Raw genomic sequence first — 15545 nt, forward strand, 5'->3', positions numbered from 1 at the left:
CCGCCGACGTCAAGAAGGCGTCGACGGCCCGTAAAGGTCCCGCAAACATCCTCCCCCGGACCCCGGCGCGGGCGATCATCGGCGCACTGGTCGGGGCTATGCTCGCCCGGTCCGACAAACGACGCATCGGGGGGCGAAAGTGTCCGACTTCAAAGTCAGTACAGAATTCCTCGCCAAGCTGGCCCAGGACCTCAAAGGCTGCGGCGACGAACTCGAACAGGGGCTCAAGGCCTTCGAAGCGGCCGGCCACACCGGCACCGGCTTCGACTTCCTGGACGAGGCCTGCGGGCACTTCAAGGACAAGTGGCAGTTCGGCCTGAAGAAGGTCCGGGAGTGCGTCAAGGTCCTGGACGAGGGCCTGGAGCAGGTGCAGAAGAACTACGACGGCACCGAGCAGAGCATCGTCAAGGTCCTCACCCCGGCGGGGCAGTCGTGAGCGCCCCGACGCCGCCGGCGCCCGACTGGTCCGGCCTCGGCTTCAACCCCACCCCCGGCGACTCCGCCGCCGTCACCGCGCTCAGCACCGGCCTGCGCCGGGTGGGCCAGCACCTGACAGGCGTGCACACCACGCTCTCCCAGCTCTCCTCCAACCAGGGCGAGTGGACGGGCGAGGCCGCCAAGCAGTTCGCCAAGCAGTTCGACAAGCTCCCCGGCTACCTCCAGGACGCCGCCGACTCGATCACCGCGGCCTACACGGCGCTCGACGTCTGGTACAAGGCGCTGACCGAACACCAGCCCAAGGCGGCCGAGTTGGCCGCCTCCGCGGTCGCCGCCAAGAAGAAGAAGGACGAAGCGGACCGGGCGCACAGCGCCGCGGCCGCCGCCCCCGACCTCCAACTGGCCGGCCGCCACTACTCCGACGACGCGAGCCTCGCCGCCGCCGAACAGCGCTACAACACGGCGAAGAGCCACCTCGACTCGGCCGCCGGCCTGCTCACCAGCGCCTCCAACGAGCTGGCCGGCCTCCAGAAGCAGGCCCACGAGCTCGCCGGGACCCACCAGTCGGACGCGAGGAAGACGGCCGAGGCCGTCCGCAAGGCCGCCGACAGCAAGGCCCCGCCGGAGCCCGGCTGGCTCAGCAAGGTCGGCGACTGGTTCAAGAACCACGGCGCGGACCTGCTGACCGTCGCGGCCGGCGTCTGCGGCGTCGCGGCGATCTTCTTCCCCGCCTTCGCGCTGCCGGCGCTCCTGCTGAGCGCCGCCGCCGCGGGCGCGCACGCGACCCAGTACGCCGCCAAGGGCCAGCTGTGGCCGCCGCAGAAGAACATCGGCAACTGGCTGACCCTGGGCGGCGACGTCCTCGGCGCGATTCCCGGCGTGGGCGTCGCGGCCAAGGGCGTGACCGCCGTCCGGGAGGCCCGCGCCGCCGGTGCGGGCGTGCGCGGCGCGGTCTCCGCCGGGTCCACCGAGGTCCGGACCGCCGCCCGGGGGATCGACCCGGCCAACCCGCTCTTCACCACGGCGATCGAGAAGCCGGCCATCAAGCTCGGCGTCTCCAAGGCCACCGCGATGAACGTCTCCGACGGCGTCCAGGCCGCCACCACCGCCGGGCTCAACGCCCCGACCGCGTACGCGCTCACCCAGGACAACCCGAGCGACAACCTCGCCGGCGCGGTCAACTACACCACCGGCGGCAACAGCGTCATCGGCTCGGCGGGCATGGCGGCCGGCGGCGGCAAGGCCAACGTCATCATCGGCAGCGTGTCCACCGTCGGCAACCTGCTCGGCATGGGCGGATGGGCGGCCGGCTATGGCCGTTGAGACCCCGGGGGCCACCGCCCCGCCGCTCTGGCTCGACCTGCCCGCGGGCTTCACCGCCGTCGACCTGGACGAGGACCCCGGCGACCGGATGGCCCGGGCCGCGGAGCAGTTGGACACGCTCTTCCCCGACGCCGGGGCCGAGCAGAAGCTCGCCGCCGTGATCGCCTCCGAGACCGCGCTCCAGGCCCAGCTGCGGGAGGGCGCCGTCCACGTGTCCGGCTGTCTGGTCCGGGCCGGGGACGGCGGTCCGATCCACGGCGTGCTCTCCGTCTTCCTCCGCCCGCAGGACCTCGGCGCGCCGGGCAGCTACCCCGCGCGGGTCGCCGCGGAGCTGGCCGAGGCCTGGCCGGACGCCGACGTCGGCGTGGTGGACCTGCCGCTCGGCCGCGCCGCCCTGGCCGCCCGCGAGCTGACCGTCCCGGTGCCCGGCGCGGTCTTCGGCGTACCGGAGTCGGCCGTCGGCACGGTCCGCCAGCTCGAACTGCTGATCCCGCACCCGTGGAGCCCGTACGTGGTCGCCGCCGTCTTCACCACCGAGGACGTCGACCACTGGGACGAGTGGCTGCCGCTGGTCGCCGCCGCGTACCGGGGCATCTCCTTCCACCCGCCCCGGGACGAGAGCCGCGACACCGCGCCGCCCGACCAGTGGGACAACGTCCGGAAGGCCTTCGGATGACAGTCGCTCCGCCCGCCCAGGAGACCCGAAGCGGCCCGCGCCGGCTCGGGGGCGCGGTGGCGCTCATCGCGCTCTCCACCGCCGTGCTCGTCGCCGTCATCGCGCTGGACGTCTACGTCAACTCGTTCCTCGCCACCGTGGTCGGGTTCGGCTACCCCCTGGTGATGCTGATCGCGTTCGCCCTGCGCCGCGACGCCGACACCAACCCCGCGTTCCAGAAGAGGATGTTCGGCTGGAGCGCGGGCATCTGCGCGGTCGCCTTCGTCGCGTACCTCGCGGGTTCCGCCGCCTGGACCAACCTGATCCTGGGTTCGGGCCGGACGGTGCGGGCCGTGGTGGTCGACGAGAAGGTCACCGACTCGCTCCACGGCACCGGGCGGGCGTACACCCTGGCCGCCACGGAGCTGAACGACGAGGTCCCGGGCGGCCCGCTGGAGGAGCGCGACGCGCTGTTCAAGCGCGGCGACGTGGTCACCGTCCGGATGGACCCGGCCGGGCGGGTCGCCCCCAAGCTCCCCGGCGAGGTCGACTCCCCCGCCTACCTGCTGCTGTTCCTCGGCTGCAACGTCCTGATCGACGGCGTCGTGCTCTGGTCGGTGCGCCGGCCCGGGCCGTCGACCGTCTGAGCCGACCGGCAACCGCCCCGGGCCGGGCCCGGGGCGGGGTGCCGGATCAGCCCAGCAGGGCGGGCAGTTCGGCGATCGAGCCGAGGACGTGGGTCGCGCCGTCGGCCCGCAGGCGGGCCTCGTCGTGGGCGCCGGTGAGGACGCCGGCGACGACCGCGGCGCCGGCCCGGGTGCCGGTCAGCATGTCGTAGCCGGTGTCGCCGGCGACCGCGACCTGGTGGACCGAGTCGGTGCCGGTGCGCAGCAGCGCGGTGAGCACCAGGTCGGGGTACGGGCGGCCGCGGCCAGCCTCGGCGGGGCAGAGGGTCAGGTCGGCGACGGACCGCCAGCCCAGGGCGTCCAGGATGCGGTCCTGGGTGGTCCGGGAGAAGCCGGTGGTGAGGACCACCTTGCGGCCCCGGCCGCGCAGTTCGGCGATGGCCTCGGCGGCGCCGGGCAGGGCGGCGCAGTGGCCGGCGTCGACCAGGTCGTCGTAGGCGGCCTCGAAGGCGGCGTTGGCCCGCCGGGCCTTCTCCTCCTCGCCGAACAGGTGCCGGAAGACGGAGATCTTGGACTCGCCCATGGTGGCCCGGACGTGGGCCAGCATCGGGTCGAACTCCGGGCTGCCGGCCTCGACGCCGAGCGACGCGGCGGCCGCGGTGAAGGCCTGCTCGACCAGGCCGTCGTCGGCGACGGTGGTGCCGGCCATGTCGAGCACGACCAGGCGGATATCGGTGGTCACAACAAGGTTCCTTACAGGTTTGCGAGTTGGGCGGTGGTCTCGGCGATGGCGGGCGAGCAGGTCATGCCGCGGCCTCCGGGGCCGGTGACCAGCCAGACGCCGTCGCGCACGCGCTCGCGGTGGACGACCCGGGTGGTGTCGACGCACTGGGCGTACACCCCGGCCCAGCGGCGGCGGATCCGCGGCATCGGGCGGCCGAGCAGTTCCTCGACCACGCCGGCCAGGTGGTCGTACGGGTCCTCGACGACGTCGAAGCCGAACGGCTGGTCGTACTCGTGGGTGTCGCCGATGGTCAGGCCGCCGTCGCGGCGCTGGACCATCAGCAGCTGCATCCTGTGCTCGGCGGCGACCGGCGGCTGGGGCTGGGTCTCGCGCAGCCGGTCCAGGGCGGTGCCGGCGAAGGCCGGGTAGTAGCGGAAGCTGTCGCCGTCGGCGACGGAGGTGGTCAGGGTCTCGCCGAGCGGGTCGGTCTGCATCATCTGGAGGCGGACCCGGCGGACCGGCAGGGCGGGGGCGAGTTCGCGGACCAGGCCGCCGAGCCAGACTCCGGTGCAGAGGATCACCAGGTCGCCGGTGTGGATGTCGCCGTGGTCGTCGCGGACGGCGTTCTCGCCGACCACCTCGCGCACCTCGCGCCCGGGCAGGAAGGTGTACCGGCCGGTGGACTCCAGGTACCCGCGCAGCGCGCGCTGGGCGGTGCGGGGCTCGACGGCGGCGTCGCGCTCGCACCACAGGGCGCCGAGCAGCTTGCCGCGCAGGGCCGGGTTGACGGCGCGGGTCTCGTCCGGGTCGAGCAGCCGGTAGCCGCGGGCGGCGGCGTCCGGCAGGGTCAGGGCCTGCTCGGCGACGGCCAGTTCGGCCTCGGTGCGGATCGCGGTGAGCGACCCGTTCGCCCGGAAGCCGAGGTCCGGGACGCGGGCGCCGATGGACTCCCACAGTTCGCGGGCCCGCAGCGCGGTGTCCAGTTCCTCGCCCTGCGCCCGGCCGCTGACCCAGACCAGGCCGAAGTTGCGCACCGAGGCGCCGCGGGCCTCGGTCTCGCGCTCCAGGTGGACGACCTCGTGGCCGCGCTCGACGGCCTGCCAGGCGTGCATGCTGCCGAGCACGCCTGCTCCTACGACGATGACTCTCATGCGTCCAGGCTGATGCGCCCGGGTGTCCGAGGGGCGTCGGACTGCCGTCCCGGAGATGAACCACCTGGGAAGTTGTACAGACAACCCGACGGCCATTCGGGGGTGGCGCCCACGGCCCGGCCGCGCCTGCGGCCCCGTGACCCCGGCGGCCCCGGCGGTCGCAGCCGCCGGGCCCGTCGGGACGACCGGCGCGGCTACGACCGCACCACCCGCGCCCGCAGGTAGTTGCGCCGGCCGAAGTTCGGCTCGTCCACCGCCGTCAGCTCCTCCACCTGGAACCGGTACAGCGCAGCCGCCCCGCCGCCGGTCAGGAACTGCCGCCGGGCCTCCTCGTCCCGCGCGAAGGCCGGATAGCGCCCCTGGTAGGCGGCCAGCGCCGCCTCGGCCTGCCGCCCCCAGGCCTCGCCCGCGCTGCCGGTCAGCTGGAGGCCGCGCAGCTGCTCGCCGAAGACCGGCGGCGGCAGGAAGACGGTGGCGGCGGCCCGGGCCTCCTCGGCCAGGTGGTGGCTGTGCCGGGTGGAGCGCTCGCTGACGAAGTAGAGGACGAGGTCGTCGTCGTACGCGAAGAAGGCCAGGTTGGCGTGCGGGCCGTGCTCGTGCCCCGCGGTGGCGAGGGTGAGCACCATGGCCTCGGCCAGCAGCCCCTCGACGCCCTTGTACAGCAGGTCCCCCGGCCAGTCCCCCTGCGTGATGTCGAGTCGGTACGGCATTCGGCACTCCCTCCGCTGGCACGCCCGGCGCCCGCGCGCCCGAGCACGACTGAGCCGGGCGGGCGCCCCCCGGAGGAGGCCCCACGCCCGGCTCACATGCTCCACCCGTCGTCCGAAACCGGACAAGGGGCGGGCGGCCCGGGAAACGGCGTCCGAGCGCGCAGCGGCGTCGGAGTGCCCGGCGGCGTCGGCGGCGGGGTCAGCGCCCATGCGTCGCGTAGCCGCGGTCGACCGGGGGCAGCGCGCCCGGCCCGAGCAGCGGCCGCAGCGCACCCGCCCGCATCCGGTCCACCAGCGGTCCGCAGCGCCCGGCGAGCGGCGCCAGCACCACCGCGACCAGCAGCCCGACCAGCGCGCCCACCGCCACGTCGTGCGGGTAGTGCACGCCGACCCAGACCCGGGAGGCGGCCATCAGCACCGCGAACAGGCCGGCCACCCAGCCGAGCCGCCGGTCGACGAACCAGAGCGCGGCCGCGGCGGCGAAGGCGATCACCGAGTGGTTGCTCGGGAAGGACCAGTCCCCGGTACCCGGGCAGGTCTCCAGCGCGACGCTGCCGGGGATCTGGGCGCACGGCCGGAGTTCCTCGACCATGCCCTTGAACACCGAGTTGACGCCGTAGGCGACGACCACGATCACCGGCGAGGCGAGCACCCTGGCCATCACGGCCGAGTCCGCGCCGCGCGCCCGCCACCACGCGAGGAGCATGAAGACCGCGAACAGCCCGAGGCCGAGCGCCGACCAGACCTTGATCAGCTCGTCCAGCCAGTGCGGGGCCGACTGCGCCCAGCCGTTGACCCGGGTGTACAGGCCGCCGTCGATTCCGCTGCCGTCGTACACGGCGAGCGCCCGGGATGGCGTCACATGTCACCTCCGTGACGTCGCGCCTTACGGGCGCGGAACAGTTCGAGAACAATGGGGAGCACGGAGACAACTACTACCAGACCGATGATGGGCAGCAGGTACCGGTCGATACTGGGGACGGACGAGCCGAGCCCGTACCCGGCGAGCACCACGCCGACCGTCCAGACCACGCCGCCGAGCACCTGCCAGAGGGTGAACGAGCGGACCGGCACGTCGAGTACGCCGCAGAGCGGATTCAGCACCGTACGGACCACCGGGATGAACCGGGCGAGGACGATCGCCTTGCCGTGCCCGTACTTGGTCAACAGCTCCTCGGCCCGCGCCACGCCCTCCAGCAGGCTCTTGCGCCGGGTCCGGGCCAGCAGCGCCCGACCGCCGCGGCGGCCGATCAGGTAGCCGACCTGGGCTCCGACGAGCGCGCCGACCAGGGCGGCGGGCAGCACCTGCCACAGGTGCAGCTGCGGGCCCTTGGTGGCGCCGGGGACGCAGAGCAGTCCGGCGGTGAACAGCAGCGAGTCACCGGGCAGGAAGAAGCCCACCAGCAGGCCGGTCTCGGCGAACAGCACCACGGCGATGCCGAGCGCGCCGAAGGCGGCGAGCAGTGAGGACGCGTCCAGCGGGTTCACCGCGAGGTGAACGGCCGGATCGGCGAGGAACTGGAGCAAGGCCGACGGACCTCCCGTACGTTGGGGGGCGGTTCGCATCGGAACCCGCCCAGACCGTCTACAGTTGCGTAGACGGTCTACATGACTGTAGACGAAACTTGGAGGAAGCGCCGCCATGCCCGACGTACCGTCCGCCCGCCGGCCCGCCGGGGAGCTGGAGGCCGAGGTGCTGGCCGCCCTCTGGTCCGCCCGGCAGCCGATGACGCCGCAGGACGTCCAGGCCGCGCTCGGCGGGGACCTCGCCCGCACCACCATCGCGACGATCCTCGGCCGGCTGTTCGACAAGGGCACGGTCGTGCGCACCCGGGCCGGCCGGGCCTACGCCTACACCCCGACCGTCCAGGACACCGCGGGGCTCGCCGCCCGCCGGATGCACACCGAACTCGGCCGCGAGTCCGACCGCTCCACCGTGCTGGCCCGCTTCGTCTCCGACCTCTCCGCCGAGGACGAGCAGCTGCTCCGCGAACTGCTCGGCGACGGCGCCCCGGGCGCGGAGGCGACCGGGGCCGGCGCCGCGGGCCCGGACACCGCGGGCCCGGGCACCCCGGGAGCGGCCGGCCGATGATGCTCGCCGTCTGGGTCCCGCTGCTGCTGCCCTTCCTGGCCGCCCCGCTGGCCCGCCGCCTCGCCGAGGCGCTGCCGCCGCGGGCCGCCGCCTGGATGCTGGCCGCGACCACCGCCGTGCTGGCCGGCGGCACGCTCTGCTCGCTCGGCCTGCTCGCCGCCGACGGGCTGCTCCAGCTCCCGCCCGTCGCCGCCCTCGGCCACCTCTCGCTGCCCTGGCTCACCGCCGCCTCGCCCGGCGCGCCGTTCGCGGCCGCGCTCGCCGCCCTGGCGCTCCTCGCACTCGGCGCACTGGCGGCGCGCACCGTCCACCGGCGGCAGCGGGAGCTGCGCACCGCCCGGGCCGCGCTCCCGGCCCACGACCACCCCGGCCGACCCACCGACGGCACCGGCGGCACCGAGCGCACCGACCGCACCGACCGCACCGACCGCACCGACCGCACCGACCGCCACCGTACGGACCGGACGGACCGGACGGGCGCCCACCGGCCGGGCCGCGCCCCCTCCTCTGCCCAGCATTCGGACATGCGCCCCCCGTGCGCCTCCGTGCGCCGGTCACGCCCCTCGGCGTGGCCGCCCGCGCTCACCCGGCTGCGGCCGGTCGCCCTCCTGCGGCCCGCCGCGCTGTTCCGGCCCGCCGACCACCCGCTCACCGTGCTGGACGACGACTGCGCCGACGCCTTCGCCCTGCCCGGCCGCCTTGGCCGCCCCGGCCGACCGGGCGAGCCCGGCCGGATCGTGGTCACCTCCGGCATGCTGCGCGCCCTCGACGGCCCCGAGCGCTCCGCCCTGCTCGCCCACGAACGGGCCCACCTGACCGCCCGCCACCACCTCTTCCTCGCCCTCGCCGAGCACGCCGCCGACGTCCATCCGGCGCTGCGCCCGCTGCGCGCACCCCTCGGGTACCACCTGGAGCGCTGGGCCGACGAGGTCGCGGCGGCCCGGGTCGGCGACCGCGCCGTGACCGCCCGCGCGGTCGGCCGGGCGGCCCTGGCCGCGAGCCGTTCCCCCTGGCCGGCCCGCCCCCGGACGGTCGCCACCGCCCACTCCGGCCCGGTCCCGCGCCGGGTCGCCGCACTGCTCCGGCCCCGCCCGGCCTCCGCCCCGGGCACCTGGCTGCGGGCCGCCGCCGTGGCCCTGGCCGCCTGCCTGGCGCTGAGCACCGGCGCCGCCCTGGAGGCCACCGCCGACCTGCACCACACCGTGGAGGCGGCCCAGCAGGGCTCCGGCGCCCAGCGCTGACCGCCGGCCGTGGCCGCCGGGGGTCGGGCCCCGCACCCCGGTGGGCACGGCCGGGCCCGGGGCCGGACCCGCGTTCCGTACCGCCCGGTATGCCGACTTGCCCGACCCCGTCCCCAGCGGCCCACCGCACCCGTACGCTTTCGTCAGCGCGTCGGCCCCGACGCGTCCTCGAACGGCGGCGAGGAGCGAAGCGAGTGCGGCAGACCGGACGGCAGTCCCGACGACCAGAGCGCCGCACCCCGCCGTCCGCGACGGAGCTGGCCAAGGTCCACGACCGCACCCTCGCCGACGCCGCCGCCCGGGAACTGTCCACCCCCGCCCGCACCGAGGAGACCGGCGGCCCCGGCCTGCTCGAACCCCGGCCCGAGATCGGCGACTCCTGGGCCCGGCTGCGCCGCCTCGGCCTCGACCCCGACACCGGCGCCGCCGCCGTCCTGCTGGGCCCCGGCGAAATCGAACAGCGACGCCGCACCAGCGGGCTCGACACCGTCCTGCCGGTGCTGCGCGAGACCCTGGTGGAGACGGGCGGCACGGCCCCGCTGCTGCTGGCCGTCGCCGACGCCGAGGGCCACGTGCTCTGGCAGGAGGGCGAACGCGGCCTGCGCCGCAGCGCCGACCGGATCGGCTTCATCACCGGCGCCCGCTGGATCGAGGAGAGCGTCGGCACCAACGGCATCGCGGTCGCGCTGCGCGCCCGGCGCCCGATGCACGTCCACTCCGCCGAGCACTACCTGCGCAGCCACCACTCCTGGACCTGCGTGGCCGCACCGGTGCGCGACCCCGGCACCGGGCAGCTGGTCGGCGCCATCAACCTGAGCGGCCCCGCGCACAGCATCCGCCCGTACCTGCTCCAGCTCACCGCGACCGCCGCCCGGCTGGCCGAGACCGAGCTGCGCGCCCACCGGCTGGAGGCGCTGCACCAGCTGCGCACCCTGGCCGCCCCGCTGCTCGCCCGGGTCGGCGGACCGGCGCTGGTGGTGGACGCGGCCGGCTGGACCGCCGCCGCGGCCGGGCTGCCGCCGCCCAGCCGGCTGCGGGTGCCCAGCGAGGGCTGGACCCCGGCAGGCGTGCACTGGGTGCCGGGCCTCGGCGAGTGCGCGCTGGAGCCGCTCGCCGACGGCTGGCTGGTGCGCCCGGTCCGGCCGCCCGGGGAGAACGGCTCGGGCACGGTGACCGCCGAGCAGGCCGAGGGCGCCCACCTCCGGCTGGACCTGCGCCGCCCGGACCGCCCCGGGCTGTCCGTCCGGGGCGCGGCCGACAGCTGGTCGCACCCGCTCAGCCCGCGCCACGCCGAACTGCTGCTCCTGCTCGCCACCGGACGCGAGGGCAGCACGGCCGCCCAGCTCGCCGACGCGCTGTTCGGCGACCCGGGCCGGACGGTGACGGTGCGCGCGGAGCTCTCCCGGCTGCGCCGCTACCTGGGCGGGCTGCTGGCCCACCGGCCGTACCGGATCGCCGAGTCGGTGCTGGTCACCGTGGACGGGCCGGACGACCCGTACGACCTGCTGCCCTCCTCCTCGGCCCCGGCCGTGCGGCGGCTGCGGGCCGCGCTGGCCGCGGGGACGGCCCGGCTGCCCGGTGCGCCGCCCCTGCCGCCGCCGCGCGTCGCCGCGCCGACGGAGCGCCGCTGACGCTCCGCCGCCGGCCGGGCGGAGCGGATCCGGCGCCCCGTCGTCAGCCGTTCGCGAGCAGCGCGGCCAGCTCGGCGTCGGTGGGACCGCAGCGGCGCTCCTGGTGCTCGGAGACCAGCGCGTAGGTGCGGTCCAGCCAGGCCTGCACCCGGGGCTTGGAGGCCTCCAGCAGGGCGCTGCCGTGCGGGGATTCGAGCGCCAGGTGCAGCGTCGCGCCGTGGCACGGGCAGTACGCCGGCCACAGTTTGACGTCGCCCTGGCCGCTCAGCGCGCGCAGCCCGTCGCGCAGCAGTTCGCGTGAGAACACCCAGTCGGCCTCGTCGGGCCGCCCCAGGTGGAAGGTCAGCAGGACCTCGTACGGGCGCGCGGCGACGAACCGGAACCGGGTGCGCACCTCGCCGACCACCTCCTCGCCCAGCGAGATCCGCAGGATCAGCACCTCCTCCACCGCCGCCGGAGCGGCGGTGGAGCCGTCCCCATCGCCGCCCGTGGGGGTGGCGGCGAGGGGTGCACTTGAGGCTGCGGACAGCGGGTCGGGCGGCATGACGGTCTCTCCGGGACGGCGTGGGATGACCTCAGCCTGCGTCACGCCCGGCGCACCGGGCAAGGGTTGCAAGGGGGTTGCAATAACCCCCGTCCGGGGCGGCCGCTCCTTACCAGCCCTTGTCAGACGGACCGTCAACTTCCGTGTGTCGAAAGGGCGTCCACGAAATGGACGGGGGCCGACCGGGAGGTGATCACCCACTGGTACGCTCTGCCCTCTCCCCGGGCGGGCCCGCGCGGAACCGGCCCGCGACGGCCGGAGCCGGACCCGGCGGCGACGCGTGGGAGAATACGGCGACGCGACGGCGGCTTCGGGGAGGGAGGGGTCCGGTGGCTGTGCGCGAGGACACCGCGCGGGACGTGCACCACGAGCCCGCACGGCAGGGTCGGCACGGGCGGCCGCGCCCGTTCGGCGGCCTGTTCCGGCTGCCCACCCTGCGCCTGTCCGGTGCCGCGATGGCGATGTCCACCGTGGTCGGCATCAGCATCGCCACCACCCTGCTGCTCAACGAACAGCAGGGGATCGGCCGCCGGGCCGGCGTCGCCCGGGTCGGCTCCACCCCGCCGCCCACGCCGGGCGCCACCGACCAGGCCGAGGCGGCCTCGGAGCAGACCCCGACCGACGGCCTGTCGTCCGCCCCCGCCGCCGGCCGCCCCGCCGCGGGCCACCCCTCGACGGCCCCCTCCTCGCACCTCTCGGCACGCCCGTCGGGAGCCGCGCCGGTCGCCGCCACCCCGCCCGCGTCCCGCACACCGGGCCCTGGCACGCCCCAGACCGGCGGCCAGGCCTCGGCCGGGCAGGACGCACCGGCCCACGGCACCCAGCTCACCGGCACCGGCGCCGACGCCCCGGCCGGCCCCTCGCCCTCCCCTTCCGTCCCCGCCCCGCCCTGGAACGCCCAGCAGCCCGGCTACGACCCCTCCGCCCCCGGCCAGGGACCGAACATCCCCGGGCTGCGACCGACCGTGCCCGGCCGCCCGGTGCCGCCGCCCGCCGCGTCCCTCCCGGACGTCGGCGCCGCGGGCGCCCCGGGGAAGGACGCGCCCACCGGGCCCACCGCCCCCGTCGACCCCGTCGAGGGCGCCGGCCCGGCCGACCCCGGGAGCGCCCCGGACACCGACCACGCGCTGTCCGGCGCCGCCCTGCTCTCCCCGCTCGGCCGGGACGGCCTGCGCCACCGGCTCACCCTCGCGGTGGCCGAGCCGGTCACCGCGTTCCAGGCCGAGTTCCGGCTCGCCCCGGGCGAGTCGGCACCCGGCACCGGCGCCGCCTGGACCGACCTGCCGGGCGCCGTGGTCACCGCCCAGCAGGAACGCGGCACCCTCGTCTACCGCTTCACCACCCCGCCCGGCACCGACGTCCGGCCCGGCCACTACACCTTCGGCGTCCGCGGCGCCCGTCCGGCCGCGGAGCCGTCCGCCGCGGCGCGCAAGGCGGCCCCGGCGGAGAGCTGGAGCGTCTCCGCCTTCGCCCTCGACCACCCCCGCGCGGTCGCCGCGCTCGGGGGCTTCGGCCCGGCGCAGCCGCCGCCCGTCGAGCCGTGCGCGCCCCGCGCCCGGGCCGCCTCGCAGCTCCCCGAACCGGCCGACGGCCCGGCCCTTGCAACGGCCTCCGCAACGGCCCCCTCCCCGGGCTCCGCACCGTCCACCGCCCCGGCCACCGCGGCGCGCTGACCTGCCGACGGCCGGGTGTAACGGTCGTTCGACGATCCGCGGTCGGCCGTTCCGGACGGGCACATCCCCGAACCTCGTTCGTTACTGTGGGCAGCACCCCGGCCCGGCGCCCCGACGGCCCCGGCCGGGCCGCCGTTCCGCACCCGAGGAGGAGTCCGTGTCCACCGTCCTGACCCAAGGCGGCAACGCACCGCTGACCGCCGCGCGAGTGAGCGTCGAGGTCACCGCGCCCAAGGCGCTGGACGTCTCCGGCCTGCTGCTGACCGATGCCGGAAAGGTCCGCTCGGACGACGACTTCGTCTTCTTCAACGCCCCGAACGGCCCCGGCGTCAGCCACCGCCCGGCCACCGCCGGCACCCCCGACGCGATCACCGTCGACACCCGGGCCGTCCCGGCCGGCATCACCAAGATCGTGGTCACCGCGAGCCCCGCCGACCAGGTCTCCACCTTCGCCGGGATGGAGCCCACCGCCACCGTCCGCGACGCCGACACCGGCGAGGTGCTGGTCACCTTCACCCCGCCCCGGCTGGGCCTGGAGACCGCGCTCATCGTGGTCGAGGTCTACCTGCGGGGCGGTGCCTGGAAGGTGCGCGCCGTCGGCCAGGGCTACGCCGACGGCCTCGCGGGCATCGCCACCGACTTCGGCGTCTCCGTCGAGGACTCCCCGGCCCCCGCCTCCTCGGCCGCGGTCCCGGCCCCGGCCGCCCCGGCCCCCGCCGCGCCGGTCGCGCCGCCGGCCCCGGTGGACCGCACCGTCCAGCTCCCGGCTCCGCCGGCCGCCCCGCCCGCACCGGCCGGGCACCCGACCGCCACCCCGGTCTCCGGTACCCCGGTCGACCCGCGGATCGCCCTCGCCACCGGCCAGACCGCCGTCCCGGCCCCGCCCGCGGCTCCCCCGGCCCCCGCCGCGCCCGCGGCCCCGGCCGCCCCCGCCAAGATCACCCTGGACAAGGGCCGGGTCAACCTGGTCAAGGGCAGCTCGGTCTCCCTGGTCAAGAACGGCCGCCCGTTCCTCTCCTCCGTCCGGATGGCTCTCGGCTGGAAGTCCGCGGGCCGCGGCCGTGACATCGACCTGGACGCCTCCTGCCTCGCCTTCGACGCCCGGCACAAGCGGCTGGAGACGGCCTGGTTCATGAAGCTGAGCATCTTCAACGGCGCGATCTCCCACTCCGGCGACAACCTGGTCGGCGGCGAGGGCGGCGACGACGAGGCGATCACCGTCCACCTGGAGGGCCTGCCGGCGGAGGTCCACGGGCTGGTCTTCGTCGTGAACTCCTTCTCCGGCCAGAAGTTCACCGACGTGCGCGACGCCTACTGCCGTCTGCTGGACGCCCGGACGGAGGAGGAGCTGGTCCGCTTCGACCTCACCAACTCCGAGCCCCACACCGGTGTGATGATGTGCAAGCTGGTCCGCCGTCCGGGCGGCGAGTGGGAGATGACGGCAATCGGCGAGTACGTCGACGGCAAGACCGCGCGGGCGATGATCGAGCCCGCCGCCGCGGTGCTGTAGCCGCACACCGCCGCCGGTCCCGCGAGGCCGCGACGCCACGCGACGACCTCACGACGTCACATCCGCGCCCGTGAATTCACCCCCTTGAGGCATCAAGTCACCACCACGGCGACTCGATTGACTCTCAGGGGGGTGAATCCGCTCTCTCCCCCGCACCCCGAGGAGGAGAGCCGTGCCACACTTCCTGTCCCGCCTCGCCGTCGCCGGCACCGCCACCGTGCTCGCCGCCGGACTGATCACCCCGACCACCGCCCAGGCCAGCGCCCAGGCCGCCGCCCGGCCCGGCGACCGCGCCGCCGCACTGCGGTGGACAGCCCTCGGCGACTCCTACACCGCCGGGGTCGTCGTGGCCACCGGCGACGAGACCGAACCGCGCGACGGCTGCGCCCGCACCGTCGACTCCTATCCCGAGATCCTCCGCCGCGACCTCGGCTCCCTGGTCGCCCTGCGCAACGTCAGCTGCAGCGGCGCCACCACCGGCAGCGTCGACACCGGCGCGCAGTCCCCGCTCGGCCGGCCGCTCCCGCCGCTCGGCACCGACCCCAACGGCCCCTACCCGTCCGTCCCGCCGCAGATCGACGCAGTCGACCCGGCCACCGACCTGGTCACCGTCGGGATCGGCGGCAACGACCTCGGCTTCGCCGAGATCCTCAAGAGCTGCATCGAACTCGGCGCCGTCCAGCTCGGCCGGGGCACGCCCTGCAAGAACAAGTTCGACGCGAGCCTGCCCGACCGCCTGAACCGGCTGCGCGGCGACTACGCCCGGATGCTGACCGCGCTGCACGCCAAGGCCCCGTCCGCCAGGGTCCTCACCGTCGGCTACCCGCACCTCGTCCCCGAGGACGCCACGCTCTGCCAGTTCGGCAACCCCCTGCAGTTCGGCACCTTCACCACCGGCGACCTCGCCTGGGCCCGCACCGCGCTCCTGGAGCCGCTCAACGCGCTCATCGCCCAGGACACCGCCGCCCGCGGCGACACCTTCGTGAACCTCTACCCCGCCAGCGCCGGCCACAGCGTCTGCGACGCCGACCACTGGCTGGACGGCGTGCTGACCAGCGTCATCCCCCTCGAATACGCCGTGGTGCACCCCAACGCCCGCGGCCAGGCCCACACCGCCGCCCTGGTCGAGGACGCCCTCCTCGGCGGCTGACCCGCCCCGCGACGCGGCCCCCGACGACCGGCCCGACGGGCGGGACCACCGAAAACCGGTGGCCCGCCCGCCCGTCG

16 protein-coding genes are annotated in these 15545 nt (G+C 75.9%); 10 read left to right on the top strand and 6 right to left on the bottom strand.

The annotated features are described in order from the left end of the window. The first annotated feature begins 139 nt into the window (after nt 1-139). The 4 genes from ACGFSC_RS25470 to ACGFSC_RS25485 are packed head-to-tail and all read left to right on the top strand — an operon-like array spanning nt 140 to nt 3063. Complete coding sequence (locus tag ACGFSC_RS25470) at nt 140-436, top strand: hypothetical protein (RefSeq protein WP_359905419.1); 297 nt, start codon at nt 140-142, stop codon at nt 434-436. Further along, nucleotides 433-1761 carry a putative T7SS-secreted protein gene (locus ACGFSC_RS25475; protein WP_359905416.1) on the top strand — a complete coding sequence of 443 codons (1329 nt, stop codon included), beginning with the start codon at nt 433-435 and terminating at the stop codon, nt 1759-1761. Before ACGFSC_RS25470 ends, ACGFSC_RS25475 begins: the two co-directional genes overlap by 4 nt. After that, nucleotides 1751-2437 (top strand): hypothetical protein, encoded by a 687-nt coding sequence (locus tag ACGFSC_RS25480; protein ID WP_359905413.1) that lies wholly within the window; start codon nt 1751-1753, stop codon nt 2435-2437. The genes ACGFSC_RS25475 and ACGFSC_RS25480 overlap by 11 nt, the downstream gene beginning before the upstream one ends. After that, complete coding sequence (locus tag ACGFSC_RS25485) at nt 2434-3063, top strand: hypothetical protein (protein WP_359905410.1); 630 nt, start codon at nt 2434-2436, stop codon at nt 3061-3063. Before ACGFSC_RS25480 ends, ACGFSC_RS25485 begins: the two co-directional genes overlap by 4 nt. Nucleotides 3064-3109: 46 nt before the next feature. On the opposite strand, the gene ACGFSC_RS25490 is transcribed toward ACGFSC_RS25485, so the two are convergent. The 5 genes from ACGFSC_RS25490 to ACGFSC_RS25510 form a co-directional block, all read right to left on the bottom strand. After that, nucleotides 3110-3784: a phosphonatase-like hydrolase gene (locus tag ACGFSC_RS25490; RefSeq protein ID WP_359905407.1), complete on the bottom strand. Its 675-nt coding sequence runs from the start codon at nt 3782-3784 to the stop codon at nt 3110-3112. Between the two features lie 11 nt (nt 3785-3795). Then, nucleotides 3796-4917 (bottom strand): TIGR03364 family FAD-dependent oxidoreductase, encoded by a 1122-nt coding sequence (locus ACGFSC_RS25495; protein ID WP_359905404.1) that lies wholly within the window; start codon nt 4915-4917, stop codon nt 3796-3798. A gap of 194 nt (nt 4918-5111) precedes the next feature. Further along, complete coding sequence (locus ACGFSC_RS25500; RefSeq protein WP_359905401.1) at nt 5112-5627, bottom strand: pyridoxamine 5'-phosphate oxidase family protein; 516 nt, start codon at nt 5625-5627, stop codon at nt 5112-5114. 199 nt (nt 5628-5826) lie between these two features. Then, nucleotides 5827-6489 (bottom strand): phosphatase PAP2 family protein, encoded by a 663-nt coding sequence (locus ACGFSC_RS25505; RefSeq protein WP_359905398.1) that lies wholly within the window; start codon nt 6487-6489, stop codon nt 5827-5829. Continuing rightward, entirely contained in the window at nt 6486-7154 is a 669-nt protein-coding gene (locus ACGFSC_RS25510; RefSeq protein ID WP_359905395.1) for a DedA family protein, read from the bottom strand. Before ACGFSC_RS25510 ends, ACGFSC_RS25505 begins: the two co-directional genes overlap by 4 nt. A 115-nt stretch (nt 7155-7269) precedes the next feature. Between ACGFSC_RS25510 and ACGFSC_RS25515 the strand changes: the two genes are divergently transcribed. The 3 genes from ACGFSC_RS25515 to ACGFSC_RS25525 all read left to right on the top strand — a co-directional run bounded on the left by ACGFSC_RS25515 (nt 7270) and on the right by ACGFSC_RS25525 (nt 10591). Then, complete coding sequence (locus ACGFSC_RS25515; RefSeq protein WP_359905392.1) at nt 7270-7719, top strand: BlaI/MecI/CopY family transcriptional regulator; 450 nt, start codon at nt 7270-7272, stop codon at nt 7717-7719. Further along, the gene (locus ACGFSC_RS25520; protein WP_359905390.1) at nt 7716-8960 is read left to right on the top strand and encodes a M56 family metallopeptidase; all 1245 of its coding nucleotides are present in this window, start codon (nt 7716-7718) and stop codon (nt 8958-8960) included. The genes ACGFSC_RS25515 and ACGFSC_RS25520 overlap by 4 nt, the downstream gene beginning before the upstream one ends. 194 nt (nt 8961-9154) lie before the next feature. Continuing rightward, on the top strand, nt 9155-10591 hold the full coding sequence (locus tag ACGFSC_RS25525; RefSeq protein ID WP_359905387.1) for a GAF domain-containing protein: 1437 nt from the start codon (nt 9155-9157) through the stop codon (nt 10589-10591). A gap of 43 nt (nt 10592-10634) precedes the next feature. On the opposite strand, the gene ACGFSC_RS25530 is transcribed toward ACGFSC_RS25525, so the two are convergent. Further along, entirely contained in the window at nt 10635-11135 is a 501-nt protein-coding gene (locus tag ACGFSC_RS25530) for an SsgA family sporulation/cell division regulator (protein ID WP_359905384.1), read from the bottom strand. Between the two features lie 329 nt (nt 11136-11464). On the opposite strand from ACGFSC_RS25530, the gene ACGFSC_RS25535 reads away from it, so the two are divergent. The 3 genes from ACGFSC_RS25535 to ACGFSC_RS25545 all read left to right on the top strand — a co-directional run bounded on the left by ACGFSC_RS25535 (nt 11465) and on the right by ACGFSC_RS25545 (nt 15468). Next, nucleotides 11465-12808, top strand: a complete 1344-nt coding sequence (locus ACGFSC_RS25535; RefSeq protein WP_359905381.1) for a hypothetical protein — start codon at nt 11465-11467, stop codon at nt 12806-12808. 169 nt (nt 12809-12977) lie between these two features. After that, on the top strand, nt 12978-14318 hold the full coding sequence (locus tag ACGFSC_RS25540) for a TerD family protein (protein WP_359905454.1): 1341 nt from the start codon (nt 12978-12980) through the stop codon (nt 14316-14318). Nucleotides 14319-14490: 172 nt separating this feature from the next. After that, nucleotides 14491-15468, top strand: a complete 978-nt coding sequence (locus tag ACGFSC_RS25545; RefSeq protein WP_359905378.1) for an SGNH/GDSL hydrolase family protein — start codon at nt 14491-14493, stop codon at nt 15466-15468. Nucleotides 15469-15545: the final 77 nt, after the last annotated feature.

The sequence above is a fragment of the Kitasatospora sp. NPDC048715 genome (assembly GCF_043198905.1).
GTDB classification, from domain to species: domain Bacteria; phylum Actinomycetota; class Actinomycetes; order Streptomycetales; family Streptomycetaceae; genus Kitasatospora; species Kitasatospora lactacystinica.